This window comes from Phenylobacterium sp. (genome assembly GCF_035475775.1).
GTDB lineage: Bacteria > Pseudomonadota > Alphaproteobacteria > Caulobacterales > Caulobacteraceae > Phenylobacterium.
In genome coordinates this window covers 1-24,748 of the sequence record NZ_DATIMC010000099.1, presented here as the reverse complement: position 1 = coordinate 24,748, position 24,748 = coordinate 1, and the positions used below count along the sequence as shown (strand labels likewise).

Below are 24,748 nucleotides of genomic sequence, written 5' to 3'. Positions count from 1 at the left end.
TCGTCGCGCTGCTCGAAGGCGCGGGCGTGAGCGGGCCGGATCTCGCGGCGCGGATCGACGATCCGGCGCTGGATGCGGCGCTCGACGAGGCCACGGACGAAGCGGCGGCCCGCGGGGTGTTCGGCGCGCCCACCATGTACGTCGGCGAGGAGATGTTCTTCGGCAACGACCGTCTGGACTTCGTCCGCGCCAGCCTGCGGGTCGCCGCATGAAGCCGCTGGCGATCGTCACCGGCGTCGGGCCAGGGACCGGCGCCGCCATCGTGCGACGCTTCCACGCGGGCGGCTACCAGGTCGCAATGCTGGCCCGCAGCGCCGGGCGGCTGGAGGCGCTGGCGGGCGAGCTGCCCGACGCCTTCGCCCTGCCCTGCGACGTCTCCGATCCGGCCGCCCTGCAGGCCGCGCTGGACGCGGCCGAGGCCCGGGCCGGCGCGCCGAAGGTCGCGGTCCACAACGCCGTGGGCGGCGCGTTCGCCAACTTCCTCGACATCGATCCCGCGGTGCTGGAGCGCAACTTCCAGGTCAACGTCATGGCGCTGATGCACCTGGGCCGCTGGGCGGCGCCGCGCATGGAGAAGGCCGGCGGCGGCGCCCTGATCGTCACCGGCAACACCTCGGCGGAGCGCGGGCGCGCGAATTTCGCCGGCTTCGCCCCGACCAAGGCCGCCCAGCGCATCCTCGCCGAATCCATGGCCCGGACGATGGGCCCGCGCGGCGTCCACCTCGCCTACCTGGTCATCGACGCGGCCATCGACCTGGAATGGCAGCGGAAGAACAATCCCGACAAGCCGGACGACTACTTCTGCCGTCCCGTCGATATCGCCGAGGAGGTCTGGCACATCGCCCACCAGGCCAGGTCGGCCTGGTCGTTCCGCTCGGAAGTCCGGCCCTACGCGGAGGTCTGGTGATGGCGGCGGCGACCGGGATCGAGGCCGCGCCCGACGGCCTGCAGCAGCTTCGCGCCATGCTGGCGGGCGAGCCGAGGGCGCCGATGGGCGAGACCCTGGGCTTCCGGCTCGTCGAGGTCGCGCGCGGCCAGGTGACCTTCGAGGGCGCGCCGGACCGCAGCGTCCTGAACCCGCTCGGATCGGTGCACGGCGGCTACGCGGCGACGCTGCTCGACAGCGCCTGCGGCCTGGCGGTCCACTCGCAGCTCGGCGCGAACCGGGGACACACCACGCTGGAGCTGAAGGTGTCTTACCTGCGCGCGCTCAGCGCAGGCAGCGGCACGGTCCGCGCGACCGGCCGGGTCGTCCAGGCGGGCCGCCGCGTGGCGTTCGCGGACGCGATGCTGCACGACGGCGAGGGGCGATTGTGCGCCACGGCGAGCGCGACCCTGCTGGTGTTCGACACCGAAGCCCGGCCCGGCGGCGTGCTGCGGGGGTGAAGCGGGGGGTCGTCGAGGGCGCGAGCGCCGCGAGCAGCCTCTCGTCACCTTGCGGGAGGCAGACCTTCGCTACCGACGATCGGCCGGAGATCGGGCTTGCAGGATTACCGCTGCCTTGCCGCGCGTTCCACCGCCGCGCGCACCGTCTGCGCATCCTGCTCGGTCGCGGGATTGTAGATCAGCAGCGTGAGGTCCGGCCGCCCGTCGACCGCGAAGGCCGAGTGTTCGAAGGCGATCTCGCCGAGCCGCGGGTGGCGCAGGTGCTTCACCGCCTCGCCATTGTAGCTCAGCACCTCGCCCGCGTCCCACAGGGCGCTGAACTCAGGGCTGACCGCACGTAGCTCCTGCACCAGGGGCCGCACCTCTTCGTCCGCCCCAGCGCGCGCCGCCTCGACCCGGAAGGCGCTGACCAAGACCCGCGCCACGCTTTGCCAGTCCTGCTGAGCCTGACGCATGCCTGGATCGGTGAACACGTAGCGCAGCAGGTTGCGGCCCTCGGGCGGCGCGGCGGCGAAATCCGCCAGCAGCACGGTCGCGGCCGTGTTCCAGGCCACCACGTCCCATATGGCGGTGCGGATCAGCGCCGGCGTCGGCTCTAGCGCATCCAACACCCGCTGCAACCGCGGCGTCACGCCGGCGTCACGCCGGTAGCGCCTTTCCGGCGGACGTCCCAAGCCCAGGACGAACAGATGCTCGCGCTCGAGGTCCGTCAGCATCAGGGCGCGAGCGATGCGGTTCAGCACTTCGGCGGATGGCGCGCCACCGCGTCCCTGCTCGAGCCAGGTGTACCAAGTCGGGCTGATATTGGCGCGCTGGGCGACCTCCTCGCGGCGCAGCCCCGGCGTTCGCCGTCGGCCAGGCGAGAAGCCGAAGCTCGCTGGATCGAGCCGCCCCCGGCGGTCCCGGAGATAGGCGCCGAGCCGCTGCTCTTCGCGTCGGTGCTCCGACATCCTGTTGGCCCTTATACCTGTATAACGTCACTACTTTACCACGATATCTCCGCCGCCCATCCTGGTCTCGACCAATCGAGAGGACCAGGGCGATGCGAGTGTTTCTGACCGGCGCCAGCGGCTTCATCGGCTCTGCGATCATTCCCAAGCTCCAGGCCGCCGGACACGAGGTGCTGGGCCTTGCCCGCAACGATCAGAACGCGGTGAAGCTCCAGGCAGCCGGCGTCGCGGTTCATCCCGGCGACCTTGCCGAGCCGGAGACCCTGGCGGCGGGCGCCGCGGCCTGCGACGCCACCATCCATTGCGCCTTCATCCACGACTTCAGCCAGTTCGTGGAGAACATCGCCATCGACCGCCGAGCCGTCGAAGCGATGCTGGGGGCTCTGGAGGGCTCGGGAAAGCCGTTCGTGCTTACCTCGGGCGTCCTCATGGTCGACGCCGGCCGCGAGGCGACGGAGGAGGACGCGGCTTCGACAAATGGGCCGGGCGCGGGGCGCGGCGCCACCGAGGCGGTGGTCGAGGATTTCGCGGCGCGCGGCGTGCAGACCGCCATCATCCGCCTACCGCAGGTGCACGACACCGAACGGCAGGGCTTGGTCACCTACGCCATCCGCGCGGCGCGCGAGAACGGCGTCTCGGCCTATGTCGGCGATGGCTCGAACCGCTGGGCAGCGGCGCATGTGGACGACGTCTCGACCCTCTATCGGCTGGTGCTCGAGAACGGTGAGGCCGGCGCCCGCTATCACGCGGTGGGCGAGAGCGGCGTCGCTATGCGCGACATTGCCGAGGCGATCGGCCGGAGGCTGGGCCTTCCCGCCGTCTCGATTGCGCCGGAACAGGCCATGGAGCACTTCGGCTTCGTAGGCATGTTCGCCCTGCGCGACGCGCCGGTCTCGAGCCGACTGACCCGCGAGCGGCTGGGCTGGACGCCCGCCGGCCCGACCCTGGTCGACGACCTTGAAGATCTGCAGTTGGCGGACGCCTGAGGGCGCGCCTCAGCCGACACGCCTGTGCCGCTTTGCGCCGGGAGCGGACCTCGGGGCCGGCCCGGAAGCACGACGGTGGTCATCGACCAGGGCGCCAGCCGGCGCGACCGTCTGGAGGCTGCGGCCGCGGCGCGCGCCGCTCGCGTCCGGGTGCTTCAGCTCTGCGCCATGGTGCTGGACAACGCCGCCGAGGCCGCCCGCAAAAGCCGCCTGAAGCGCGGCCAAAGGTTCGAGGGGCTCGCCTTGGAGGCCGTGCTGTCCGCCCGGCAGACCGCGCGCCACTTCGCAGATCGCGGCAGCGACAGCGACCCCGTGCTGGTCTGGGTGCTCAACCGCGCCGTGACCGAGATCGACGCCGCCGCCGGTGTCCTGGATGGTCACCCCCTGGCCACGAGCGCCGATCTCGCCGCCCTCGACCGCGCGGCCCGCACTCGCGCCCGCAGCGGACCCGCCAGAGGTCCGCAAGAGGGGCGCTGGCGGAGGTTTGCCGCGGAGGCGGTTCCGGTGAGGCTCGATTTGCGCAACAGACCCGAAGGGCAACCCACCGGGTTGGGCGTTGTCGAGCCGCCGGGAATCCGATCTCCTGAGAGCCAGTCGCTTGCAGCAACGGATCGCGCCGATGTCCCAGGCACAGGCCCTCCAGGCAGGGTCGGTTCTCCGCTGGAGTGTTCCCTGCGGGCTTATCGGGGCGGCGCTGGCGGTCGCCGGCAACCTCGCCCACCCGACGATGCCGACCGAGGGCGCCTCGGCGCTCACCATCGTCGCCGGGCACGCCATGTGGACCTGGATCCACTTCATTGTCATCGCCGCGGCGCTGCTCACCCTCGTCGGAGTTCAGGGCCTCGTCGAGTTCGCCGGCCGCGAGGCGCCGGCCAGGATCGGCATGATGGTCGGCGCCGTCGGGGCGGCGGTGCTGATCGTCGCTTTCGGGATCGATGGATTCACCACGAAAGCCATCAGCGACGCCTGGGCCGCCGCAAGTGCGGCCGACAAGCCCACGCTTCTGCTGATCGGCCATGCCGTCGAGTTGGTGCACACGGGCCTGTTCTATCTCTGGCTGCCGCTGTTCCTCGGCGGACCGCCGCTGCTGATCGGGCTGGCGTTCTTGAGCCAGGGCCGACGCATCCTCGGCGCGTGGGGCGTCGCCGCCGGGCTGGCGGCGGTCGCGATCGGGTGCTGGTGCTTCTTGAGCCGGCAGTTCGCGGTCGAGCTCCCGTCGCTCGCCTCGGCGTTTGCGTCGGTCCTGTGGTACGGCGCGGCCAACCTGGTCGCGGCGCGGCGGCTTTGGTTTCAATGACGCGAACGCGCCATGGTCGGGGTCCTGAGGCGCCGGGCGCCCTGGCGCTCCGGCACGAGAGCTACGGCAGGCAAGACGTTGCGGTCGCTCGCCCCCCCGCCACCGTCGGCGTCGGAAGCGCCGGGCCGCCGCGCGGGCTCGACCCGACCGGCGGTGCTGCGGCAGACTGAGGGTTCGCGCAGCCCACGGAACCTGGCCATGTGCCGCAACATCAAGACGCTGTTCAACTTCGAGCCGCCGGCGAGCGAGGCGGAGGTGCGCGCCGCCTCGCTGCAGTTCGTGCGCAAGCTCTCGGGCTTCAATGCGCCGTCGAAGGCCAACGGCGAGGCGTTCGAGGCGGCGATCGAGGAGGTGGCGGCGGTCGCGCGGCGGCTGCTGGAGGCGCTGGAGACCACCGCCCCGCCCCGCGACCGGGAGCGCGAGGCCGAGAAGGCCAAACTGCGCGCGGCGGAGCGGTTCGGCCGGGCGCCGGCGTAGCGGGATCAGCGATCCGGCGCGGCTGCGGCGAGCTGCCTGCGGAGCTCGCGAACCTCCAGGAAGCGGGCGGTCACGTCGCGCATGACGGCGACCATGCCGAGCATCGCGCCGTCGGCGTCGAGCATCGGGGTGATGGTGAACTCCACCGAGATGCGGGTCCCGTCCTTGCGGATCGCGGGCACCGCCAGGAGCTCGCCCGCGCCATAGCGGCTGACGCCGGTGGCCATCACCTGCCGGAAGCCGTCCCAGTGACGGGCGCGCAGCGGCTCGGGGATGATCAGGTCGAGCGAGGCGCCGAGCGCCTCGGCGGCCGTGAAGCCGAAGATGCGTTCCGCGCCGGGGCTCCACCAGCCGATGTTCCCGTCGCGGTCGCTGGCCACGACCGCCTCGGCGGGCGTGTGGAGCAGGGCTTCGCTGATCTGGGCGGCGTCCATGCCGTCCACCTTAGTCGCCGACGCCGGCCCGTGACGACCCCCGAAGCGCGCCGACCGCCTCTGGCGCGGGCAGCCGGGGCATGCCACGCTCGTTCGACGAACCCCGGAGGCCGCCATGACCAAGCTCACCGAAGACCCGCGCATCGATCCGCGCATCAAGGCGCTGTTCGGCTGGCCGGAGCGGCCGCCGGCCGGCGACGTCGAGAGCCGCGAGGCGCTGATCGCCCAGGCCAACACCCCTGAGGCGCTGGCCGCCGAGGCCGCCATGGACGCCATGTTCGCGGCCTGCGGCAGCGAAGAGAACGCGCCCTCGGCCGGGCTCTCGATCCGCCGCGAGCGGTTCGTCTCGCAGCCGGACGGCAACGAGATCCAGGTGGCCGTGATCCGCCCCGAGGGCCGCGAGCGGCTGCCGGGCGTGATCTACCTGCACGGCGGCGGCATGCAGTCGATGTCGTGCTTCAACGGCATGTACAGCGGCTGGGGCCGGATCATCGCGCGCGAGGGGGTCTGCGTGGTGATGGTCGACTTCCGCAATGCGCTCAGGCCCTCCTCCGCGCCGCAGGTGGCGCCCTTCCCGGCCGGGTTGAACGACTGCGTCTCAGGCGTGAAGTGGGTCGCGGCCAACGCCGAGGCGCTGGGCGTCGATCCGGCCCGCATCGTGGTGGCCGGCGAGAGCGGCGGCGGCAACCTGACGCTGGCGACGGGGCTGAAGCTGCTGCGCGACGGCGACATCGGCCTGGTCGGCGGGCTCTACGCCTTCTGCCCCTACATCGCCGGGCGCTGGCCGCTGCCCGAGAACCCCTCGTCGAGCGAGAACAACGGCATCCTCCTGGAGCTGCACAACAACCGCGGGGCGATGGCCTACGGGATCGAGGCGCTGCAGCGGCGCGATCCGCTCGCCTGGCCGGGGTTCGCCACGGAGGCCGACGTGAAGGGCCTGCCGCCCACCGTGATCAGCGTCAACGAGTGCGATCCGCTGCGCGACGAGGGGGTGAACTTCTACCGGCTGCTGCTGCGGGCCGGCGTGCCGGCGCGCTGCCGCCAGATCATGGGCACGGTGCACGGGACCGAGATCTTCTCCATCGCCTGCCCGGAGATCAGCCGCGACGGCGCCGCCCACCTGGCGCGGTTCGCGCAGGACTCAGGCGCGAGGGCCGCCGCCGCGAGGCCGGTCAGCGAACCCGAGCTCGCGACGGCCTGACCCCGGCCGCACGGCGCGCCGGTGACGGCGGCGGCAGGTTGAGCGATAGTGGTCGCCGGGCGCGCCCCTCGCGCCCGGGAGCACGCCATGACCTATGCGCCGGCCTCGCGCCAGATCCACGATGCGGACAGCCACATCATGGAGCTGCCCGACTTCCTGAAGGCCTATGCCGACCCCTCGCTCCGGGACGAGATCCCCGAGGTGAGCTACGCGGCCTCCATCGTCACCGACGAGGAGGTGGCGGCGATCGTGGCCCAGGGCGGCCGGCACAGCGCCGAGCACGTGGCGGCGCAGATCGCGCTCGGCGACAGGCTGATCGAGAGCTCGAAGGAGATCCAGGCGCTGGGCGCGTTCGACGCCGCCGACCGCTCCACCGCCCTCGACCTGCTGGGGTTCAAGAAGCAGCTGGTGTTCGCCACCCACAGCGTGGCGCTGCCGTTCTCGGCGAGCTCCAAGGTCGAGCCCAGGCTGCGCTATGGCGCGGCCCGCGCCCACAACCGCCACATGGCCGAGTTCTGCCGCGCCGACGATCGCCTGATCGGCGTGGCCGTGGTGCCGCTGGACGATCCGGCGCTGGCGATGGCGGAGCTGGAGTTCGCGTTGGCCGAGGGCCTGGGCGCGGCCTGGCTGCCGCACCGGCCCTGCGGCGACCGATCGCCCGGCCACGTCGACCTGGACCCCTTCTGGGCGCGCCTCGCCGAAAGCGGAACGCCCTTCGTGCTGCACGTGGGCGGCGCGCCGCTGCAGGTCGCCAGGGCCTGGATGAACAACGGCCGGGCGCCCACCAAGGACTGGCTGGGCGGCGGCGAGAACCTGCGGACCAAGGACATCGCCCTGCTGCACGAAGGCCCTGAGGCGTTTCTCACCATGCTGGTGCTGGACGGGGTTCTGGAGCGGCATCCCGGCCTACGCGGCGCGAGCGTGGAGCTGGGCGCGGGCTGGGTCCCCGAGCTCCTGCGCCGCCTCGACTGGGTGGTGAAGCACTGGAGCCGCAACGATGCGAACCTGCAGGCGCTGCGCCGCAAGCCCTCTGAGCAGATCACCGAGCAGCTGGCCTTCACGCCGTTCGTGTTCGAGGAGGTCGGCGGCCTGATCGACGCCTCCAACCCCGAGCTCTACCTGTTCTCCAGCGACTATCCGCACATCGAGGGCGGCCGCAATCCGATCGGCCGCTTCGAGGCGGCGCTGGGCGCGCGCGACGAGGCGGTGCGGGCGAAGTTCTACACCGAGAACTTCCTGCGCATCTTCCCGCAGGCGCGCAGCGCCCAGCCGGCGGCGCGGCTCGCGGCCGAGCCGGCCTGAGCTCGCCGGCTCACTCGTAGCGCAGCGCGCCCACCGGCTTGGCGCGCGCGACGTTCAGCGCGTGCACGAACACCGTGGCCCAGGCGATGAGGACCGCGGCGAGGCCCGCGGCGGCGAAGGTCCAGGGCGCGATGTCGACGCGGTAGACGAAGCTCGACAGCCACCAGCGCATGGCCAGGAAGCCCAGCGGCCAGGCGATCAGGTTCGCCCAGATCACCGGCTTAGTGAACTGCCACATGAGCAGCTTCAGGATGTCCGTGGTGCTCGCGCCCATGGCCTTGCGCACGCCGATCTCCTTGGTCCGCCGCTCGGCCGTGAAGGCGGAGAGCGCAAAGAGGCCCAGGCAGGCGATCGAGACCGCGATCAGCGCGCACACCGCGATGAAGCCACCCTGGATCACGTTGTCGATGTAGAGGCGCAGCACGAAGAGATCGGCGAAAAACTGCTGGACCGGCTGGCCGTGGGTGATCTTCGGCCATAGCCGGTCGATCCGGCGGACCGCCGCTGCCTGACGGAGCGGGTCGAGCTTCACGCTGAGCGCCGCAGACGTGAGCACGTCGTTCTTCGGCGACACGTAGTAGAAAGTGGGCGGTATGCGCTCGCGAACCGACTCGAAGGTGATGTCGGGAACCACCCCGACGATGGCCGAGGATTGGTATGGCGTATCGAGCTTGCCGAGGTCGTTGATCGAGATGCTCGGATTGTAGTGCCAGGTCAGGACCTTGCCGACGGTGTCCTGCGCCGAGCGGTAGCCCAGGGCGCGCACCGCCGCTTCGTTGATCACGACCGGCGGGGCGAGGCCGGCCGTCTTGGCTCCGTCATCGGTCGGGCGATTGGCCTGGAACAGCCGCCCGGCCACCGGATGTACGCCGTAGAGTTCGAAGAAGCCGAAGTCGACCTGGGCGTAGTTGACCATCACGGGATGGCCATTGGCGCGGACCATGTCGTTGGTGTGATTGAGCCCCAATAGATTCGGCGAGGAACAGGCTGCCGCCTTGACGCCGGGCACTTGGCGGATGACGTCGCGAAGGACGTCGGTGCACGGCGCCGCGTAGAGCAGCAGGACGTTATTCTTGTTCGTATGGGTGGCGTCCTTCAGCGCAAAGAGGGTCTGCCGGAAGATGGTGGCGGTCGAGAGCACCAGGATCACGAGGACGGCGAACTGGGCGACGACCAGGATTTCGCGAACGCGCCCGCCGCGGCCGCCCGCCGCGACAGGCCCGCCCTTCAGCACCGCGGCGGGCCGGAACGCGGAAAGCACGAAGGCCGGGTAGATCCCGGCGAGGAGCCCCGTGGCCACAGCGACGCCCAGCATGACCGCGAGCAGGGCCGGTTTCGTGAGATAGTCGAAGGTCATCTTCCGCTGCAGGGCGGCGTTGGCGGCCGGCAGCAGGAGCTCGGCCAGCGCGATCGCCAGCACGAGGGCGACGGCGACATACATCATCGCCTCGCCCATGAACTGCAGAACGAGATCGCGGCGGCCAGCGCCCAGCGCCTTGCGGACACCGACCTCGACGGACCGACGCGCGGCGCGGGCCGTCATCAGCGTCACGAAGTTGATGGCGGCCACGATGACGATCAGCGCGCCGATGATGCCGATGCCGATGAGCACCTTCACGTCCGCGCCGGGCTTCGGGTCGCCGCCATCGGCAGGGTCGAGGTGGATGCGGTCGAGCGGCTTGAGCCGATAGACGAAAGTGGTGCCGCGATCGTCGGGATTGATTTTCGCATACATCGGCTGGAGCCGGTCCCGAACGAAGGCGCGCAGACCGGCATCGACCGAGGCGGCCGAGGTCCCCGGCTTCAGGCGGACGAAGGTCAGGTTGCCGTTCGCAGAGTAGCCGGCTTTGTCGAGCTGCCGGAGCGTCGACTCCGGCGCGAGGGATGAGCCGAAGAACTCGCCGGCGAGGCTGCTGTTCGACGGCAGATCCTCGATGATCGCCGTGACCCGCTTCGGTTGTCCGTCGACGAGAAGCTGGCCGCCCAGCGGGGCGTCCTGGCCGAAGTACCGGCGCGCCGCGGACCGGGTGAGCACGATCGCTTCTGGCGTATCGAGCGCATGGCCGGGATCTCCGGCGACGGCCGGGACCGGCAAGATCTTGAAGAAGTCCGGATCCGCCCACATGAAGGTACTCTCGCTGATGCTGACATCGCCCCGCCGGACCGACGGGAAGCCGCCACTGGTGAAGCGCGCGATGTATTCGATCTGCGGGAACCTGGCCTTCAGGTCAGCCGCGACGATCGCCGAGGTGTCGTCCAGCTTGAATGGCGGCTTGCCCGCTGCGGTGATCGTCTGGCTGACCAGGAACACGCGGTCGTGGCCGGGGATGAAGCGGTCATAGGTGAGCTCGTGGCGCAGGTAGAGGCCGATCAGGATGGCCGAGGCGAAGGCGACCGCCATGCCGGCGATCATCACCCCGGCGTAGAGCCGGTTGCGGGAGAGGTTGCGGAGCGCGGCGGCCAGGTAGTTGCGGAACATGGCGAACCTCTCAGGCGGCCAGCAGTGTTTCGGAGACCACCCGGCCGTCCAGCAGCTTGACGGTGCGTTGAGCGACCGCGGCGTGGACCAGGGAGTGGGTGACCATCACGATCGTCACGCCCGCGGCGGCGGCCTCGGTGAGCAGGCGCATGACCTCCTCGCCGTTGGCGGTGTCGAGGTTGCCGGTGGGCTCGTCGGCGAGGATCAGGCGCGGGTTGGAGACCAGCGCGCGGGCGACCGCCACGCGCTGCTGCTGGCCGCCGGAGAGCTGCTGCGGGCGATGGCGGGCGCGGTGGCCCATCCCGACCCGCTCCAGCGCCTCGGCGACGCGCCGCCGGCGCTCGGCGGCCGCGACGCCGCGGTAGAGCAGCGCCACTTCGACGTTCTCGGCCACCGACAGGTCGTCGATCAGGTTGAAGCTCTGGAAGACGAAGCCGATGTGCTCGCGCCGCAGCCGGGTGAGCTGGGCTTCCCGGTATTTCGCGACATCCTCGCCGAAGAACTCGTAGCGGCCGCTGGAGGGGCTATCGAGCAGGCCGAGCAGATTGAGCAGCGTCGACTTCCCGCAGCCCGACGGGCCCATCACGGCGACGAACTCGCCCGGGTCGATCCGCAGCGAGACGGCGGCGAGCGCCAGGGTCTCGACCTCGCTGGTGCGGTAGACCTTGGAGATGTCCTCGAGCTTGAGCATGCGCCCCGTTCCCTTCAGTGGGTGATGATGACCTGATCGATCTTGTCGTAGCCGGTGTAGTCGGAGGTGATGACCCGCTCGCCGGGCTCGAGGCCCGAGAGCACCTCGACCTGCTCGGCGTTGCGGCGGCCGATCCTGATCCGGCGCTTCACCGCCTTGTGGCCCGAGCCGTCGAGCACCATCGCCCAGTCGCCCCCCGAGCGCTCCAGGAACGGCCCGGCCGGCAGGATCAGCGCCTGGCGGTCGCCGCCGAGGACGAGCCGGCCGTCGAGCGCCTCGCCGGAGGTGACGTCGCGCGGCATGGGCCCGTCGAAGGCGAGCTCGGCCAGGAAGGTGGCGTCCTTGACCTGCGGGTCGACGCGGACCACGCGCACGGGAAGCTCGCGGCCGTTGACCTCCACCTGTCCGGTCTGGCCGGGGCGGACGCGATCGAGGTAGAACTCGTCGATCCGGGCCTCGACCTTGTAGCCGGTCTCGGGGACGATCTGGCCGAGCCGCTCGCCGCGGTTCTTGATCTCGCCGACGTCCAGATGCATGTCGGCGAGCTTGCCGGCCACCGGCGCGCGCAGCACCAGGTTGTCCAGCTTGGAGCGGGCGACGCCCAGGCTCTGCTGCAGGTTGGCGAGCTCGCTGTGGATCTGCGGCAGCTGGCGGCGGCGCAGCACCTCCTCCTCGCGGTCGATCGAGGCCTGCAGCGGCTGAAGGCGGCGATTGTGGTCCAGCTCGTCGTGGGTGGCCTCGTACTGCTGACGCGGCACGTAGCCCTTGGCGTTCAGCACGTCGTCGCGGTGCGCGTCGCGGGAGAGCCGGGTGATGTCGTAGTCGATCTGGGCGGCCGCCTTCTGGTTGGCGACCCGGGCGTCCTCGAGCTGCTTCTCGTAGGCCTGCAGCTGGGTGATGGATTCGGCGAGCCGGCCCTCGCGGTCGAGCACCTCCAGCTCCAGCTCGGTGTTGCGGAAGCGGACCAGCGGCTGGCCCGCCCGGACCTCGTCGCCGGCCTGGGCCAGCACCTGCTCCACCTGCCCGCCTTCCAGCGCATCCAGGTAGACGATGTCCTTCGGGACCACCTTGGCCCGCAGCGCCACGAAGTCGTGGAACACCCCGGGGCGCGCCGTCTCGATGGTGAGGCTCGCCGCCGGCGCCCTCAGGGAGGCCCGGGCGCCGGCGGCGAGCACGATCCCGAGACCGGCCGCCAGGGCCAGGCCGCCGCACATGGCGAGGCCCAGGACGACGCGCGGGCGCCGCCAGACAGGCCGTTCCAGGGGTCGATCCATCAGCTCGCTCATGCGGCCTCCAGTATCCGGCGCAGGGGCGATTTGCCGAAACCTCGCGAATTCAGCAGCTTAGCGGCGCACCGGCGCACATCCCGCCGCGCGGGTGTCCGGAACCGGACAGCGGCCCTCCCCAGGCGGCTGGGCGGGCGGGCGCAAGCCTTTGAGGAGCTTGGCTTTTGTCGCCCCGCGCGGCGCGCCCTAGACTCGCGTCATGGCGCAGGCGCTCTCCTTCCTGGTGGTCGACGACGACGCCGACGTGCTGAAGGCCGCGGCGGCGACGCTGGCGCGCACCGGCGCGCGCCTCGACCTGCTGGCCGCGCCGGAGGGCCTGGAGACCGGGGCGGCGGGCTGGGACGCCGTGCTGCTGGACATGAACTTCGCCGCCGGCGCGCGCAGCGGGGCGGAGGGCTTCGATGCGCTCTCGCGGCTGCAGCGGGCCGATCCGGCGCTCTCGGTGGTGTTGATGACCACCTACGGCGGGGTGGCGCTGGCGGTCGAGGCGCTGAAGCGCGGGGCCGTGGACTTCGTGCTCAAGCCGTGGCGCAATGAGGCCCTGGTCGAGGCGATGGCCAACGCCGCCAAGCTCACGGCGGAGCGGCGGACGGGCGCCGGCCTCAACCTCGACGAGCTGGAGCGGCGGGCGATCCTGAGAGCGCTGGCGATCCACGACGGCAATGTCTCGCGCGCCGCCGCCGCGCTCGGGCTGACGCGGCCGGCGCTCTACCGGCGCATGGAGCGGCATGGCCTCTAAGCCTCCGACCGGCGCCGCGGGGTTCGCGCTGGGCGCCAGCCTGCGGGCGGCCGCGATCGGGCTCGTGGCGTTCGGCGGCTTGCTCGCCCTGCAGCGCGGACTCTGGGCCACCGCGGCGGTGCTCGGCGGCGTCCTGGCCCTCGTCGCCCTCGACCTGATGCGCAGCATGCGCTCGGCCGACCGCACGCTCGCCCGGTTCGTCGAAGGGCTCGCCGCGGAGGGCTACGAACGGCCGGCGCCGCAGGCGGGGCTGCGGCAGGCCCACGCGGCCATGGGCCGCGCGCTCGAGCGGCTGGCCGAGGCGCGAGCGGAGCGCCAGCGGCGGATCGACCACCTGGAGGCGCTGAGCGACAACGTGGCCGCGGCCCTGCTGGTGGTCGACGAGACGGGCCAGGTGGCGAGCGCCAACCGCGCGGCGCGGCAGGGCCTGGGCGCCCAGCCCGGCCCGCTCGCCGCGATCCCCGCCCTGCCGCCCGTCACGGCGGCGCGGCTGCGCGCCCTGCCGGCGGGCGCGCGAGAGATCGTGCGGCTGGCGGATGGGAGGGCGATGCTGGCGCAGGCGGCGAGCTTCGCGGCCGAGGGGCGCAGGCTCATGCTGATCTCCCTGCAGAGCGTCTCCGGCGAGCTGGACGCGGTGGAACTGAAGGCCTGGCAGGACCTGGTGCGCGTGCTGGCCCACGAGATGATGAACTCGCTGACGCCGATCTGCTCGCTCTCGGAGAGCCTGGGCGAGCGGCTGCGCGACCCCGCGGCGGACCGGACGGGGCTCGCCGAGGACCTGGAGGTCATCGCCCGGCGCAGCCAGGGCCTGATGCACTTCGTCGAGCGGTACCGGCGGCTCAGCGAGCTTCCGAAGCCCGAGCCGGAGACGATCCGCGCCGTCGAGCTCGCCCGCCGGCTCGACCGGCTGATGGGCCCGACGATGCGCGAGGCGGGCGTCGACTACGCCAGCGTGGTGACGCCGAAGGCGCTGCGGCTCAGGGCCGATCCGGAGCTCGTCGAGCAGGCGCTGATCAACCTGCTGAAGAACGCGCTGGAGGCGGTGCGCGGCCGCCCCGGCGCGGCGGTGCGGCTGGGCGTCCAGCTCGACGAGGAGCGCGTGGCGCTGGTGGTCGAGGACAACGGGCCGGGCCTGCCCGCCGACGACCCGGACGCGGTGTTCGTGCCCTTCTTCTCGACCAAGGACGGTGGCTCCGGCGTCGGCCTGACCCTGGCGCGCCAGGTGGCGCTGGCGCACGGCGGACGGCTCGAGCACCACGCCCGCCCCGGCGGCGGAGCGGTGTTCAAGCTGGTGCTGCCGGGGTGAGGGTTGCTCCCCTCGGGGGGAGGTGTCGCGGAGCGACTGAGGGGGCTTCCGCTCAAGACGCGCGGCTGCGATTCTGCGGATGAAACCCCCTCCCGCCCTCTGGGCCACCTCCCCCTGCGGGGAGGTATTACCCGTTCGCCGGCCAGGCGCGGGTGATCTCGAGGCCGGGCATCGCACCGTCCGCCCGCCAGGCCTCCAGGACCTTCACGAAGGCGACCGGGCCTGCGCCATAGGAGCCGTTGCGGACGCTCATCGCCCGCACGTTTCCCTCGTTGTTGTAGTAGCCCGGCGTGCATTCCTCGAGGAAGGCCTGGCGCATGATGGCGAGCTTGACGATCGTCTCCACCCAGGCGTCCTCGGCCTCCTGAGAGGCCTCGACGGCGCTGATCCCCTCCTGGTGGCAGCGCCCGAGGATGTAGCCCAGGTGCTTGGACTGCTCGTTGATCATGTGCGGGAAGTTGGCCGAGAAGCCGGACTGGGTGTTGGAGATGATGAAGCAGTTGGGGAAGCCGCGGCTGTGCAGGCCGTGCAGCGTGGAAGCGCCGTTGCGCCACTTCTCGGTGAGCGTGAGCCCGCCCTTGCCATAGACCTCGTAGCCCGCGCGGCGGGTGTAGTCGGTGCCGACCTCGAAGCCGGTGGCGTAGATCAGGCAGTCGAGCTCGTGCTCGACCCCGTTGGCGACGACGCCCCTTTCGGTGATCCGCTCCACGCCGCGGCCCTCGGTGTCGACCAGGGTGACGTTCGGCCGGTTGAAGGCGTCGAGGTATTCGTCGTGGAAGCAGGGGCGCTTGCAGAACTGGTTGTAGTAGGGCTTCAGCGCCTCGGCGGTCGCCCTGTCCTTGACGACGGCGTCCACGCGGGCGCGCACCTGCTCCATCTTCTTGAAGTCGGCGAGCTGCATCAGCGCGGCGGGGTCGTCCACGGTCTCGCCGGCCTGGGCCTTCTTGCGGGCCAAGAGCAGGATATTGCCGATGATGTCGGTCCAGCCGTCGGCGACCAGGTCCTCGTCGGCGAAGCCGCCGGAGACCAGGATGTTGAAGTTGTCCATCCGGTGCTGCTGCCAGCCGGGCTTCAGGGACCCCGCCCATTGCGGATCGGTCGGGCGGTTGTTGCGCACGTCGATCGAGGACGGCGTCCGCTGGAAGACGATGAGCTGCTTGGCGCCTTGCGCCAGGTGGGGCACGCACTGCACCGCCGTCGCGCCCGTGCCGATGATCCCCACCACCTTGTCCTTCAGGCCGGTGAGACCGCCGTCCGAGTTCCCGCCGGTGTAGCCGTAGTCCCAGCGGCTGGTGTGGAAGGAATGGCCCTGGAAGCTCTCGATGCCCGGGATGCCGGGCAGCTTGGGCCGGTGCAGCGGGCCGTTCGGCATCACCACGAAGCGGGCCCTCATGGCGTCGCCGCGGTTGGTCTCGATGATCCAGCGCCCGAGCGCCTCGTCCCAGCGCAGCGCCGTCACCTCGGTCTGGAAGCAGGCGTTGCGGTAGAGGTCGAATTTCTCGGCCATGGCGCGCGAATGGCGCAGGATCTCCGGCGCACGGGAGTACTTCTCGACCGGCACGTAGCCGACTTCCTCCAGCAGCGGCAGGTAGACGTAGCTCTCGATGTCGCAGGCCGCGCCGGGATAGCGGTTCCAGTACCAGGTGCCGCCGAAATCGCCGCCCTTCTCGATGATGCGGATGTCGCCGATGCCGGCCTCGCGCAGCCGGGCGCCGACCAGGAGGCCGCCGAACCCGCCGCCGATCACCGCCACCTCCACCTCGTCGGTGAGCGGCGCGCGGCTGAACCCCGGCGCGACGTAGGGATCGTCCAGATAGTGCGCGAATCGGCCGGCGATCTCGACGTACTGGGCGTTGCCCTCGGCGCGCAGGCGCTTGTCGCGCTCGGCGCGGTACTTGGCCTTCAGCGCGTCGGGATCGAAGCCGAGCTCTTCAGCGGTGTCGGTCTTCGGCGCGGCGTCGTCGGCCATCGGCATACCCTTCGTTCAAAGCGCCAGCCTGCCGGTTCAAACGCCCGTTCGCAAGCCTGACGCCGCGTGAACGGAGCGTGATGCGTCGCTGCGACATCACCCCCAGATCGTCATGGCCGGGCTAGTCCCGGCCATCCATAAGCACGCGCCCGGCAGAACGATCCGAGGCGATTCCGCTGTGGGAGATCGCGAACCGTCGGCGCATCCGGGTCCCGGGACAAGCCCGGGGATGACAGGCTTTATGGCTCTAACGCCGCGGATAGGGATGACGCGCGCCGCCCGGGTCCTCGACCTCGCCGTCCGCGAGATAGCCCGGGCCGATCGGGACCTTGCCGTGGCCGCCGGGGATGTCGAGCACGTAGGTCGGCTGGCAGAGCCCCGAGACGCGGCCGCGCAGGCGCTTCATCAGCGCCTGGCCCTCGCCGATGGAGGTGCGGAAATGGCCGGTGCCCGGCGCCAGGTCGGCGTGGTGCAGGTAGTAGGGCTTGACGCGGGCCTCGACCATGGCCCGGAACAGCGCCTCCAGGGTGGCCGGATCGTCGTTGACGCCGCGCAGGAGGACGGTCTGGCCGAGCAGCGGAACGCCGGCGTCGACCAGCCTGGCGCAGGCCGCGCGGGCGGCGGGCGTCAGCTCGCGCGGGTGGTCGGCGTGGAGGGCGACGTAGACGGCCTTGGACGAGGCCTTCAGGGCCGAGACCAGCGCGGGGGTGATCCGCGCCGGTTCGACCGCCGGCACGCGGGTGTGGAAGCGGACGATCCTGACGTGCTCGATAGGCTCGAGCCGCGCCATCAGGCCGCCGATGCGGCGCGGCGAGAGGATGAACGGGTCGCCGCCGGTGACGATCACCTCCCAGATCTGCGGCCGCGCGGCGATGTAGGCGAACGCCGCATCGAGCTGCGCCGGCGACAGCGGGCGCAAGCCCTCGGGTCCCACCATCTCGCGCCGGAAGCAGAAGCGGCAGTAGACCGCGCAGGCATGGTTGGCCTTCAGCAGCACGCGGTCGGGATAGCGGTGGACGAGGCCCTCGACCGGCGAGCAGGCCTCGTCGCCGATCGGGTCGGCGGACTCCTCCGGGGCGTGGACGAGCTCGGCGGGCGTCGGCGCGAACTGGCGGGCGATGGGGTCGGCGGGATCGGCGGAATCGACCAGCTCGGCCATGGCCGGCGTGATCGCCACGGCGTAGCGCGCGGCCACGCGGTCGAGCCCCGGAACATCCGCCGGGTCGACCAGCCCGGCGTCGGCCAGCGCCTGGGGCGTGCGGAGGGTCTGGGCGGTCATGGGCGGCCATATGGCGCCTCGACCCCGGCGCGTCACGGACTTCTGAGCCGGCGAGCGGCGCCGAGCGGCCGTCTCGCGAGTTGACGCAGACAAGACCGATCGGAGGCAACAGCCATGCGTCACCAGCCCCTGGAGCAGATCCTCAGCCAAGCCAGCGTCGTCGAGGCCGCGCCGACCCTCAGCCGCCGCGAGCGCCTGCTCCGATGGGCCGAGGTGCTGCAGGCCGCCGAGGCGCGGCTGCTGCAGCCGCTGCGGTTCGTGGAGTTCTATGCGCCGGCCGCCCGCGCGCGGCTGCGGGGCGAGCAGACGCCGCTGACGCTCGCCTTCGCCGACCCGGTGCTGCGCAGCGCGGGCCTCGCGGGCGACACGCTGGGCGAGGCGCAGGCCTTCTTCGGCCTCAGCGATGACGACACCCATTTCCTGCTGTGCGACTGCCGGTGGCACGGACGAATGACCGGCGGCCGCGTCGCGCGGCGGGTCCGCGCCGTGGCGAACCCGAATGTTCTCAACCTGTTGTGGATGTCATTTCAGAGGGATTGAGGGCGCCGACATGGGATTGCTCGATTCAATGCTCGGCGGCGGCCAGCCGCAGCGCAAGCCCGGGATCGGCGACACGGTGGCGGCCGGCGTCGTCCTGGCGCTCCTGGTCAAGGCGATCCGCCAGCACCAGGCCTCGCAGGCCGCGGCGGGTCAGCCCGGCCGCAGCTTCGATCCCGGCGCGCCGAACGCGCAGCCGCAGGCCGCATCGGGCGGCCTGCTCGGCGGCCTGGGCGGGCTGCTCGCGGGCGGCGGCGGACTCGGCGGCCTCCTGGGCGGACTGGGCGGCGCCGGCGCGCTGGGCGCCCTGGTCAGCCGCTTCCAGCAGAGCGGCCATGGGCAGCAGGTGGGCTCCTGGGTCGGCGAAGGGCCGAACCAGCCCATCGCGCCGCACGAGGTGGGCCAGGTGCTGGGCGACGACACGCTCAACGCGCTGCAGCAGAAGACCGGCCTCTCGCGCCAGGACCTCCTGAGCCAACTCGCCCACGAGCTGCCGCAGGCGATCAGCGCGGCGACGCCCGAGGGGCGCGTTCCCCAGTCGGACGAGGAGCTGCACGCCGCGGCCCGGCAGCCGGCCCCCAACGCCTGAGGGGTTTCGCGCCTCGGCCGGATCGTGTTCAGGTGCCCCCGGAGGCCGCGGGGCGCGCATGAAGACCTATCGCATCGGTGTCATCGGACTGGGCCAGCGCATCGGCCATGTGCTGTCGGCCATGCAGGAGATGGGCTGGAGCCTCGAGCTGTCAGCCTATGCCGACCCCGCGCCGGTGGGCGCGCCGGTGCTGCGGCAGGCGGGCATTCCCCTGGGCCGTGCCTGCGCCGATCCCGACCAGCTGTTCGCCCGCGGGCCCTATGACCTGGTGATGGTCGGCTCACCCAACCACCTGCACTTCGCGCACGTCAACCGCGCCCTGGACGCCGGCTTCCCGGTGTTCGCCGAGAAGCCGATCGTGCGCACCGAGACCGAGACTCTGGCTCTGGCGAAGCGGCTGGCCGCCGGCGGAACCCCGCCCCTGTTCATCGGCCTGGTGATGCGCTCCATGCCGATCGTCAAGGCGGTGATCGCCCGCGTCGATGCCGGCGAGCTGGGCGAGATCGTCTCCATCGACGCCACCGAGCACCTGCCGCCCGAGCACGGCGGCTACCTGGCCCGCAACTGGCGGCGCAAGGCCGCGTGGGGCGGCTCCTACCTGCTCGACAAGGTCTGCCACGACTTCGATATCTTCGGCCGGATCGCGGGGGCGCGGCCGGCGAAGGTCGCGAGCTTCGGCGGGCGGCGCATCTTCACCCCCGAGGGGGCGAGCCGGCCGCGCCGCTATGACACCGGCGAGGAGGCGTTCGTGCAGCGTGACGCCGGCTGGATGGGGGCCAACGATCCGTTCCACTCGGACATGGACGTCACCGACCACCAGACCGCGATGCTGCAATACGACAACCAGGTGCGCCTCACCTTCCACGCCAACAGCTGCGTGAGCTTGCCCGAGCGGCGCTGGTACGTGGCCGGGACCGAGGGCACGCTGATCGCCGACCTGGTGCGCAACAAGCTGATGGTCCGGCGCACGCTGGATCGCGGCAAGCCCCAGCGGATCGAGTACGGCGGGCTGACGGCTGACGCGCACAACGGCGCCGACCAGGCGATGGCGCTCGATCTCAAGGCGACGATGGAAAAGGGCGCGCCGTTCCCGGTGAGCCCGTTCGACTCCATGGCGGCGGGGCTCACGGTGATGGCCGTCGACCGGGCGATGGCGCTGGGCGAGATGCTCGACTGCGCGCCCATGTGGGCGGCCTACGACGAGGCCTGCTCCGCGCCAGCGCCCGTGAAGGCCTAGGCGCGCAGCTTACCGCGTCTGCCCGACCACCAGGGTCGGCTGGAAGAGCTCGACCGCGTTCCCCGACGGGTCGTCTATCAGGATCTCGTTGCCGCCGAGGCCCACGACGATGTCGTTGCGGAAGCGGACGCCTTGCTTGCGCAGCTTCTCCACATCGCCCTGCAGATCGGCGGTGTAGAGCACCAGTCGGTTCCAGCCGCCGGCCGCCGGCCGCTGGCCGTTCGGCATGGGCTGCGAGGCGCCGCCCGGCCCTTTGGTGGGGCTGAGGAGGAGCTGGATTCCGCCCCGCGACACCGCCGCGAAGGCGCGGCCGGATTGCATGTCGAGCTTGAAGCCGAGCTTCTCGGTGTAGAAGGCGACCGAGCTCGGCACGTCCTGCACCATGTAGCGGACCCTCACCTGAGCGGGGTTGGCGGTGGCCGGGTTCTGGGCGCTCGCACTGTGGGCTCCAAGCGCAAGCGTGATCACCGCGGCGAAGACAGCGGATTTCGTCATGTCAGACCCCTGCCTTGGCGGGCTGGGCCGCGGCGCCGCCGAACGCGGCGGCGGAGGGCTGGAAGACCTCGACGACGTTGCCGGAAGGGTCCTCGACCAGGATCTGCGAACCGCCCGGGCCGGACACGACGTCATTGCGGAACGTCAGGCCGCGCCCGCGCAGGCGCTCCACCTCGGAGGCGATGTCGTCGACGACATACTGGAAGCGGTTCCAGCCGCCGGGCTCCGGCTGGCGGCCGTCGGGCATCGGCCGGCCGGCCGAGCTCATCTTGCCGCTCAGCAGCAGACGCAGGCGCCCCCGCTCCACCGCGCCGAAGGCGGGCGAGGCCAGGACGACCTTGAAGCCGAAGTGAGCGACGTACCAGTCGACGCACGCCTGCACGTCGTCGACCATGTAGCGGAGGTTCACGATGTCGAAGGGATCGCTCATGTGCTTCTCCTGGGTTGTCAGGCCGCGGGGGCTCGATCGGCGAGCGCGGCGATCAGGAAATCGATGCGCCGCGCCAGCTCGGCCGCGGTCTCTTGGAACAGGGGGTAGGTGACCTCGTCCGGCTCGCCGGTCGCGGGGTTCGGGAGACTCCAGTGGACGGTCTGCGGATCGCCCGGGAATTCGGGGCAGACCTCGCGCACCCGGTCACAGAGGCTGATCACGTAGTCGAAGCTCTGGTCGGCGTAGGCCTGCAGGGGCTTGGAGGCGTGGGCGGCGAGATCGAGGCCGTACATTTCGCGCATCACGCGCAGGGCGTTCGGATGCAGGGGCCTGGGATGGCTGCCGGCGCTCACGGCCTCGACGGCCCCGCCCGAGCGCGCCCGCGCCAGGGCCTCGGCCATCGGAGAGCGGGCGCTGTTGCCGGTGCAGAGAAACAACACGCGGGCGCGACGGGGAGGCGCCTCGCGCAGCGGGCGCGAGAGACGAAGCCCGGGATGAAGCGCTCCGCCGGCCGCGGACAGGAGATCGCCCAGGCGGGCGAGATCGAGGCCGTAGTAGGTGTCGCGGCGATCGGCGGAGCTGCGCCGGGCGGCGACCAGGCGTCCGTCCCTGAGCTTGCCGAGGTGATAGGAGACCAGGTTCTGCGGCTCGCCCAGCCGCTGCGTCAGCTCGCTCACGCCGCGGTCGCTGCGGGCCAATTCCGTCAGCAGCCGCCAGCGCACGGGATGGGCGGCAAGCTGCAGGAACTCGGGCGGGGCGCTGTCGGCAGGATGTGGCTGGACGCTCATATCGGTGCTTATACATCAAGCAGCCTTGATACATCAAGCGCCATTGATGGAGTTGTGGCGCGGGGTCAGCCTTGGCGCCGGCGCCGGTCGGCGCGAATGTTCTTCGGCCGCGGGTCTTGAGGAGACGGCGAATGTTCACCCTGCCCCATCACGTCGAGTTCCTGTCGCAGCGCTGGATCGACGAGGCGCGGAGGTTCCTGGCGGGGGAGCATCCGAAGTTCCGGGAACGGCAGGCGCCGGCGGAGCGGCTGCGCGGGCGGGCCTTCTCGGCGAGCGGCCGCTTCACGGATGCGCCGCCGCACATGAAGCTGCCGGGCGACGTGGGCTGCTGCACGATCCGCTTCGACGGCCAGGCGTTCGCGGTCTCGGGAAGCTTCGATCCGGGCGCCGATCTCGTGGTGGAAGGCGATTACCAGGCGGCGCTCACCGGGGCGCAGATGGTGGGAATCGCCGCGCCCGGCGCGCTGCAGACCCTGCGGCGCGAGACGGCTCACCTCTATGGCGCAGAGGCGCTGACGGTGCGCGGCGGGCTCGCCGACCCGGCGGTGCGCGGCCTGCTGGAGAGCCTGTTCGATCATCTCGGCCGCATGACCGTGGAGAACCCGGACCTCGCCCACCGCGCGGCGCGCCAGGGCTTGAGCCAGAAGATCCGCGAGATGGACGCCCAGGGCTACACCATCGTCGAGAACGCCATCACGCCGGAGTTCGCCGACGAGGCCCGCGAGGCGATCGTCCGCACCCTGGCCGCCCATGGCTACACGACGATGAACTGGATGCTCTACCACGGGCGCGTCTTCGAGCGGCTGGCGCTCAACCCGCTGCTGATGACCCTGATCGACGCCTCGCTCGGCCGCGGCGCCGTCATCGGTTCCCTGAGCTGCATCCGCAAGCCCGCCGGGCCGGGATTCATCCCGCTGCACACCGACTACGCCCACGTGCCCGAGCCCTATCCGGACTTCGCCATGACCGGCGTGGGCGTCTGGGCCTTCGAGGACTGGACGGAGGCCTCGGGACCGACGGTGCTGCTGCCCGGCACGCATCGGATGCGGCGCGAGCCCAGGCGCGGCGAAGAGCTGGACGCAGGCGTCCCGATCCTGATGCCGAAGGGTTCGGTGGTGTTCTTCACCCAGGGCGTGTGGCACTGGCAGGGCGACCGGAGCGAGGCGGGGGACCGGATCACCCTGCACAGCCACTTCAACCGTGGGATCCTGAGGAGTCTCGAGGCCAAGAAGATCGACGCGCAGATGATCTGGCGCAACCCGCCCCGGCTCGGCGAGATGCTGGGCGAGGACGACTGGTTCGAGAAGACCACCGCCGAGGGCCGCGATTATGGGCGTTACGCCTACATGCGCGAGCTCCTGGCCTTCACCGAGGCGGGCAGGCAGAGAATTCTCGCGGAGGGCAAGGCTGCGGGGCCGGCCGCGGTGCGGACGCGGGAGACGACCCCGGCCTAGACGCGGCTACGGGACCGGCGTCCAGAGCACCTGCTCGATGCGCGAGGCGCCGCTGGCCAGCATCACCAGACGGTCGAAGCCCAGCGCGCCGCCGCTGGCCGGCGGCATGATCGAAAGCGCGGCGAGGAAGTCCTCGTCGAGCGGATAGCGCTCGCCGTAGACGCGGGCCTTCTCCGTCATTTCCGACTCAAAGCGGGCCCGCTGCTCGACCGGATCGGTCAGTTCGCCAAAGGCGTTGGCCAGCTCGACGCCGCAGGCATAGAGCTCAAAGCGTTCGGCGACACGCGCGTCATGCTCCGCCGGTCTCGCCAGCGCCGCTTCTCTCGTGGGGTATTGGTCAAGGATCGTCAGCCGTCCCTCGCCCAGGTGGGGCTCGATCTTCTCCACCAGGATGCGGCTGAAGATGTCGGCCCAGACGTCGTCGCCGGCCGTGCGCACCCCAGACGCCGCCGCCAGGCCGTCGCGATCGTCGAGAAGGGACAGGAGATCGACGCCGGCGTAGCGTTCGAACGCCGCTGCCACGCTCAGCCGCTGCGGCTCCGCGAACGGGTCACAGGTTCGTCCGCGCCATTCGAACGAGCGGCAGCCGGCCGTCTCCGCCGCCAGCGCCACGATCGCCGCACAGTCGGCCATCAGGGTCTCGTAGGGCGCCTGGGCGCGGTACCACTCCAGCATGGTGAACTCTGGCGCATGCAGGGCGCCGCGCTCGCGGTTGCGCCAGACCCGGGCGAAATCGAAGATCCGCCGCTCGCCGGCCGCCAGCAGCTTCTTGGCGGCGAACTCCGGCGAGGTGTGCAGGTACAGCCGCTCGGTGGTTCCGTCAGCCCGGACGCGCTCTGTGGCGAAGGCATGCAGGTGCGCCTCGTTCCCCGGAGAGACCTGCAGCGCGCCGGCCTCGATCTCGACAAACCCGTCCGCCTCGAACCAGGCGCGGATCGCCCGCTTGATCGCTCCGCGCGCGATCAGCCGCGGCCGCCGGCCCTCGTGGACAGCCGCGCTCCACCAGGGCGAGGACGGGGGTTGCGACAACTGGCTTGACCTTGAGGGCTGGCGATCTGGAGCGCATTCGTATAGGTGGGCGCCGCCAGCCAATAAAGGACAACCGATCCCGTGAAGGTCGCCGCCAGTTCACTCCGCAAGGGCGCGGTCGTCGATGTCGACGGCAAGCTCTATGTCGTGCTCAACGTCGATAACATCCATCCCGGCAAGGGCACGCCGGTGACCCAGCTGGACATGCGCCGCATCGCCGACGGGGTGAAGGTCTCTGAGCGCTACCGCACCACCGAACAGGTCGAGCGCGCCTTCGTCGACGAGCGGCCGCACAACTTCCTCTATTCCGACGCCGAAGGGTTTCACTTCATGAACCCCGAAACCTACGACCAGTATGTGGTTCCGGCCGACATGGTCGGCGACGCCGCCGCATACCTGAGCGACGG

The 24,748-nt window shown here is 71.2% G+C and carries 25 protein-coding genes and 1 pseudogene; 15 read left to right on the top strand and 11 right to left on the bottom strand.

Annotated elements, in window-relative coordinates; genetic code table 11:
* The 3 genes from VLI41_RS12350 to VLI41_RS12340 all read left to right on the top strand — a co-directional run.
* Positions 1-212: DsbA family protein (locus VLI41_RS12350; protein ID WP_325268381.1), on the top strand; the 212-nt coding region annotated here is incomplete at its 5' end.
* Positions 209-907, top strand: coding sequence for an SDR family NAD(P)-dependent oxidoreductase (locus VLI41_RS12345; protein WP_325268380.1), 699 nt, complete (start codon positions 209-211; stop codon positions 905-907). The genes VLI41_RS12350 and VLI41_RS12345, both read left to right, overlap by 4 nt.
* Positions 907-1,386 carry a PaaI family thioesterase gene (locus VLI41_RS12340; protein WP_325268379.1) on the top strand — a complete coding sequence of 160 codons (480 nt, stop codon included), beginning with the start codon at positions 907-909 and terminating at the stop codon, positions 1,384-1,386. The genes VLI41_RS12345 and VLI41_RS12340 overlap by 1 nt, the downstream gene beginning before the upstream one ends.
* 104 nt (positions 1,387-1,490) lie before the next feature.
* Here VLI41_RS12340 and VLI41_RS12335 read toward each other — a convergent pair whose 3' ends face one another.
* Positions 1,491-2,336 carry a helix-turn-helix transcriptional regulator gene (locus tag VLI41_RS12335; protein ID WP_325268378.1) on the bottom strand — a complete coding sequence of 282 codons (846 nt, stop codon included), beginning with the start codon at positions 2,334-2,336 and terminating at the stop codon, positions 1,491-1,493.
* 92 nt (positions 2,337-2,428) lie between these two features.
* On the opposite strand from VLI41_RS12335, the gene VLI41_RS12330 reads away from it, so the two are divergent.
* The 3 genes from VLI41_RS12330 (at position 2,429) to VLI41_RS12320 (ending at position 5,096) form a co-directional block, all read left to right on the top strand.
* Complete coding sequence (locus tag VLI41_RS12330) at positions 2,429-3,322, top strand: SDR family oxidoreductase (RefSeq protein ID WP_325268377.1); 894 nt, start codon at positions 2,429-2,431, stop codon at positions 3,320-3,322.
* A gap of 598 nt (positions 3,323-3,920) precedes the next feature.
* Positions 3,921-4,619 (top strand): hypothetical protein, encoded by a 699-nt coding sequence (locus VLI41_RS12325; protein ID WP_325268376.1) that lies wholly within the window; start codon positions 3,921-3,923, stop codon positions 4,617-4,619.
* A 198-nt stretch (positions 4,620-4,817) separates the two neighbouring features.
* Positions 4,818-5,096 (top strand): DUF2277 domain-containing protein, encoded by a 279-nt coding sequence (locus VLI41_RS12320; RefSeq protein WP_325268375.1) that lies wholly within the window; start codon positions 4,818-4,820, stop codon positions 5,094-5,096.
* A gap of 5 nt (positions 5,097-5,101) precedes the next feature.
* Here the strand turns inward: VLI41_RS12320 and VLI41_RS12315 are convergent, their stop codons facing one another.
* The gene (locus VLI41_RS12315; protein WP_325268382.1) at positions 5,102-5,530 is read right to left on the bottom strand and encodes a PAS domain S-box protein; all 429 of its coding nucleotides are present in this window, start codon (positions 5,528-5,530) and stop codon (positions 5,102-5,104) included.
* A 115-nt stretch (positions 5,531-5,645) separates the two neighbouring features.
* Here VLI41_RS12315 and VLI41_RS12310 point away from each other — a divergent pair, with 115 nt between their 5' ends.
* Both VLI41_RS12310 and VLI41_RS12305 read left to right on the top strand, forming a co-directional pair.
* Positions 5,646-6,731 (top strand): alpha/beta hydrolase, encoded by a 1,086-nt coding sequence (locus tag VLI41_RS12310; RefSeq protein WP_325268374.1) that lies wholly within the window; start codon positions 5,646-5,648, stop codon positions 6,729-6,731.
* Positions 6,732-6,818: 87 nt separating this feature from the next.
* Positions 6,819-8,033, top strand: coding sequence for an amidohydrolase family protein (locus VLI41_RS12305; RefSeq protein ID WP_325268373.1), 1,215 nt, complete (start codon positions 6,819-6,821; stop codon positions 8,031-8,033).
* Between the two features lie 10 nt (positions 8,034-8,043).
* On the opposite strand, the gene VLI41_RS12300 is transcribed toward VLI41_RS12305, so the two are convergent.
* The 3 genes from VLI41_RS12300 to VLI41_RS12290 are packed head-to-tail and all read right to left on the bottom strand — an operon-like array spanning position 8,044 to position 12,489.
* On the bottom strand, positions 8,044-10,512 hold the full coding sequence (locus VLI41_RS12300; protein ID WP_325268372.1) for an FtsX-like permease family protein: 2,469 nt from the start codon (positions 10,510-10,512) through the stop codon (positions 8,044-8,046).
* A 10-nt stretch (positions 10,513-10,522) separates the two neighbouring features.
* Positions 10,523-11,203: an ABC transporter ATP-binding protein gene (locus VLI41_RS12295; RefSeq protein WP_325268371.1), complete on the bottom strand. Its 681-nt coding sequence runs from the start codon at positions 11,201-11,203 to the stop codon at positions 10,523-10,525.
* A gap of 14 nt (positions 11,204-11,217) precedes the next feature.
* Complete coding sequence (locus VLI41_RS12290; RefSeq protein WP_325268370.1) at positions 11,218-12,489, bottom strand: efflux RND transporter periplasmic adaptor subunit; 1,272 nt, start codon at positions 12,487-12,489, stop codon at positions 11,218-11,220.
* Positions 12,490-12,688: 199 nt separating this feature from the next.
* Here VLI41_RS12290 and VLI41_RS12285 point away from each other — a divergent pair, with 199 nt between their 5' ends.
* Together VLI41_RS12285 and VLI41_RS12280 are read left to right on the top strand one after the other, a co-directional pair.
* Entirely contained in the window at positions 12,689-13,228 is a 540-nt protein-coding gene (locus VLI41_RS12285) for a response regulator (protein ID WP_325268369.1), read from the top strand.
* Positions 13,218-14,534 (top strand): sensor histidine kinase, encoded by a 1,317-nt coding sequence (locus VLI41_RS12280; RefSeq protein WP_325268368.1) that lies wholly within the window; start codon positions 13,218-13,220, stop codon positions 14,532-14,534. The genes VLI41_RS12285 and VLI41_RS12280 overlap by 11 nt, the downstream gene beginning before the upstream one ends.
* 127 nt (positions 14,535-14,661) lie before the next feature.
* Here the strand turns inward: VLI41_RS12280 and VLI41_RS12275 are convergent, their stop codons facing one another.
* Positions 14,662-16,503 carry an NAD(P)/FAD-dependent oxidoreductase gene (locus VLI41_RS12275; RefSeq protein ID WP_325268367.1) on the bottom strand — a complete coding sequence of 614 codons (1,842 nt, stop codon included), beginning with the start codon at positions 16,501-16,503 and terminating at the stop codon, positions 14,662-14,664.
* Positions 16,504-16,750: 247 nt separating this feature from the next.
* Complete coding sequence (locus VLI41_RS12270) at positions 16,751-17,782, bottom strand: lysine-2,3-aminomutase-like protein (RefSeq protein WP_325268366.1); 1,032 nt, start codon at positions 17,780-17,782, stop codon at positions 16,751-16,753.
* A 114-nt stretch (positions 17,783-17,896) separates the two neighbouring features.
* Between VLI41_RS12270 and VLI41_RS12265 the strand changes: the two genes are divergently transcribed.
* Genes VLI41_RS12265 through VLI41_RS12255 form a run of 3 tightly spaced genes read left to right on the top strand, consistent with a single transcriptional unit; the run spans position 17,897 to position 20,145 of the window.
* Positions 17,897-18,322, top strand: a complete 426-nt coding sequence (locus VLI41_RS12265; RefSeq protein WP_325268365.1) for a hypothetical protein — start codon at positions 17,897-17,899, stop codon at positions 18,320-18,322.
* A gap of 10 nt (positions 18,323-18,332) precedes the next feature.
* The gene (locus VLI41_RS12260; protein WP_325268364.1) at positions 18,333-18,908 is read left to right on the top strand and encodes a YidB family protein; all 576 of its coding nucleotides are present in this window, start codon (positions 18,333-18,335) and stop codon (positions 18,906-18,908) included.
* A 58-nt stretch (positions 18,909-18,966) separates the two neighbouring features.
* A complete protein-coding gene (locus tag VLI41_RS12255) occupies positions 18,967-20,145 on the top strand; it encodes a Gfo/Idh/MocA family oxidoreductase (RefSeq protein ID WP_325268363.1) in 1,179 nt (392 codons plus the stop codon).
* A 9-nt stretch (positions 20,146-20,154) separates the two neighbouring features.
* Here the strand turns inward: VLI41_RS12255 and VLI41_RS12250 are convergent, their stop codons facing one another.
* Genes VLI41_RS12250 through VLI41_RS12240 form a run of 3 tightly spaced genes read right to left on the bottom strand, consistent with a single transcriptional unit; the run spans position 20,155 to position 21,858 of the window.
* Positions 20,155-20,640 carry a VOC family protein gene (locus VLI41_RS12250; RefSeq protein ID WP_325268362.1) on the bottom strand — a complete coding sequence of 162 codons (486 nt, stop codon included), beginning with the start codon at positions 20,638-20,640 and terminating at the stop codon, positions 20,155-20,157.
* Between the two features lies 1 nt (position 20,641).
* Complete coding sequence (locus tag VLI41_RS12245; RefSeq protein WP_325268361.1) at positions 20,642-21,070, bottom strand: VOC family protein; 429 nt, start codon at positions 21,068-21,070, stop codon at positions 20,642-20,644.
* Between the two features lie 17 nt (positions 21,071-21,087).
* Positions 21,088-21,858, bottom strand: a complete 771-nt coding sequence (locus VLI41_RS12240) for a helix-turn-helix domain-containing protein (RefSeq protein ID WP_325268360.1) — start codon at positions 21,856-21,858, stop codon at positions 21,088-21,090.
* Positions 21,859-21,989: 131 nt separating this feature from the next.
* Here VLI41_RS12240 and VLI41_RS12235 point away from each other — a divergent pair, with 131 nt between their 5' ends.
* Positions 21,990-23,312, top strand: coding sequence for a phytanoyl-CoA dioxygenase family protein (locus VLI41_RS12235; RefSeq protein ID WP_325268359.1), 1,323 nt, complete (start codon positions 21,990-21,992; stop codon positions 23,310-23,312).
* Positions 23,313-23,318: 6 nt separating this feature from the next.
* On the opposite strand, the gene epmA is transcribed toward VLI41_RS12235, so the two are convergent.
* Positions 23,319-24,341, bottom strand: a complete 1,023-nt coding sequence (gene epmA / locus VLI41_RS12230) for an EF-P lysine aminoacylase EpmA (protein WP_325268358.1) — start codon at positions 24,339-24,341, stop codon at positions 23,319-23,321.
* 81 nt (positions 24,342-24,422) lie between these two features.
* Here epmA and VLI41_RS12225 point away from each other — a divergent pair.
* A pseudogene (locus tag VLI41_RS12225) lies at positions 24,423-24,748 on the top strand (elongation factor P); the annotation flags it as partial.

Bases quoted from the DNA above. Each gene is read 5' to 3' on its own strand.
- VLI41_RS12345 (WP_325268380.1), top strand. From the start codon at position 209: ATGAAGCCGCTGGCGATCGTCACCGGCGTCGGGCCAGGGACCGGCGCC.
- VLI41_RS12340 (WP_325268379.1), top strand. From the start codon at position 907: ATGGCGGCGGCGACCGGGATCGAGGCCGCGCCCGACGGCCTGCAGCAG.
- VLI41_RS12335 (WP_325268378.1), bottom strand. From the start codon at position 2,336: ATGTCGGAGCACCGACGCGAAGAGCAGCGGCTCGGCGCCTATCTCCGG.
- VLI41_RS12330 (WP_325268377.1), top strand. From the start codon at position 2,429: ATGCGAGTGTTTCTGACCGGCGCCAGCGGCTTCATCGGCTCTGCGATC.
- VLI41_RS12320 (WP_325268375.1), top strand. From the start codon at position 4,818: ATGTGCCGCAACATCAAGACGCTGTTCAACTTCGAGCCGCCGGCGAGC.
- VLI41_RS12315 (WP_325268382.1), bottom strand. From the start codon at position 5,530: ATGGACGCCGCCCAGATCAGCGAAGCCCTGCTCCACACGCCCGCCGAG.
- VLI41_RS12310 (WP_325268374.1), top strand. From the start codon at position 5,646: ATGACCAAGCTCACCGAAGACCCGCGCATCGATCCGCGCATCAAGGCG.
- VLI41_RS12305 (WP_325268373.1), top strand. From the start codon at position 6,819: ATGACCTATGCGCCGGCCTCGCGCCAGATCCACGATGCGGACAGCCAC.
- VLI41_RS12300 (WP_325268372.1), bottom strand. From the start codon at position 10,512: ATGTTCCGCAACTACCTGGCCGCCGCGCTCCGCAACCTCTCCCGCAAC.
- VLI41_RS12295 (WP_325268371.1), bottom strand. From the start codon at position 11,203: ATGCTCAAGCTCGAGGACATCTCCAAGGTCTACCGCACCAGCGAGGTC.
- VLI41_RS12290 (WP_325268370.1), bottom strand. From the start codon at position 12,489: ATGAGCGAGCTGATGGATCGACCCCTGGAACGGCCTGTCTGGCGGCGC.
- VLI41_RS12285 (WP_325268369.1), top strand. From the start codon at position 12,689: ATGGCGCAGGCGCTCTCCTTCCTGGTGGTCGACGACGACGCCGACGTG.
- VLI41_RS12280 (WP_325268368.1), top strand. From the start codon at position 13,218: ATGGCCTCTAAGCCTCCGACCGGCGCCGCGGGGTTCGCGCTGGGCGCC.
- VLI41_RS12275 (WP_325268367.1), bottom strand. From the start codon at position 16,503: ATGGCCGACGACGCCGCGCCGAAGACCGACACCGCTGAAGAGCTCGGC.
- VLI41_RS12270 (WP_325268366.1), bottom strand. From the start codon at position 17,782: ATGACCGCCCAGACCCTCCGCACGCCCCAGGCGCTGGCCGACGCCGGG.
- VLI41_RS12265 (WP_325268365.1), top strand. From the start codon at position 17,897: ATGCGTCACCAGCCCCTGGAGCAGATCCTCAGCCAAGCCAGCGTCGTC.
- VLI41_RS12260 (WP_325268364.1), top strand. From the start codon at position 18,333: ATGGGATTGCTCGATTCAATGCTCGGCGGCGGCCAGCCGCAGCGCAAG.
- VLI41_RS12255 (WP_325268363.1), top strand. From the start codon at position 18,967: ATGAAGACCTATCGCATCGGTGTCATCGGACTGGGCCAGCGCATCGGC.
- VLI41_RS12250 (WP_325268362.1), bottom strand. From the start codon at position 20,640: ATGACGAAATCCGCTGTCTTCGCCGCGGTGATCACGCTTGCGCTTGGA.
- VLI41_RS12245 (WP_325268361.1), bottom strand. From the start codon at position 21,070: ATGAGCGATCCCTTCGACATCGTGAACCTCCGCTACATGGTCGACGAC.
- VLI41_RS12240 (WP_325268360.1), bottom strand. From the start codon at position 21,858: ATGAGCGTCCAGCCACATCCTGCCGACAGCGCCCCGCCCGAGTTCCTG.
- VLI41_RS12235 (WP_325268359.1), top strand. From the start codon at position 21,990: ATGTTCACCCTGCCCCATCACGTCGAGTTCCTGTCGCAGCGCTGGATC.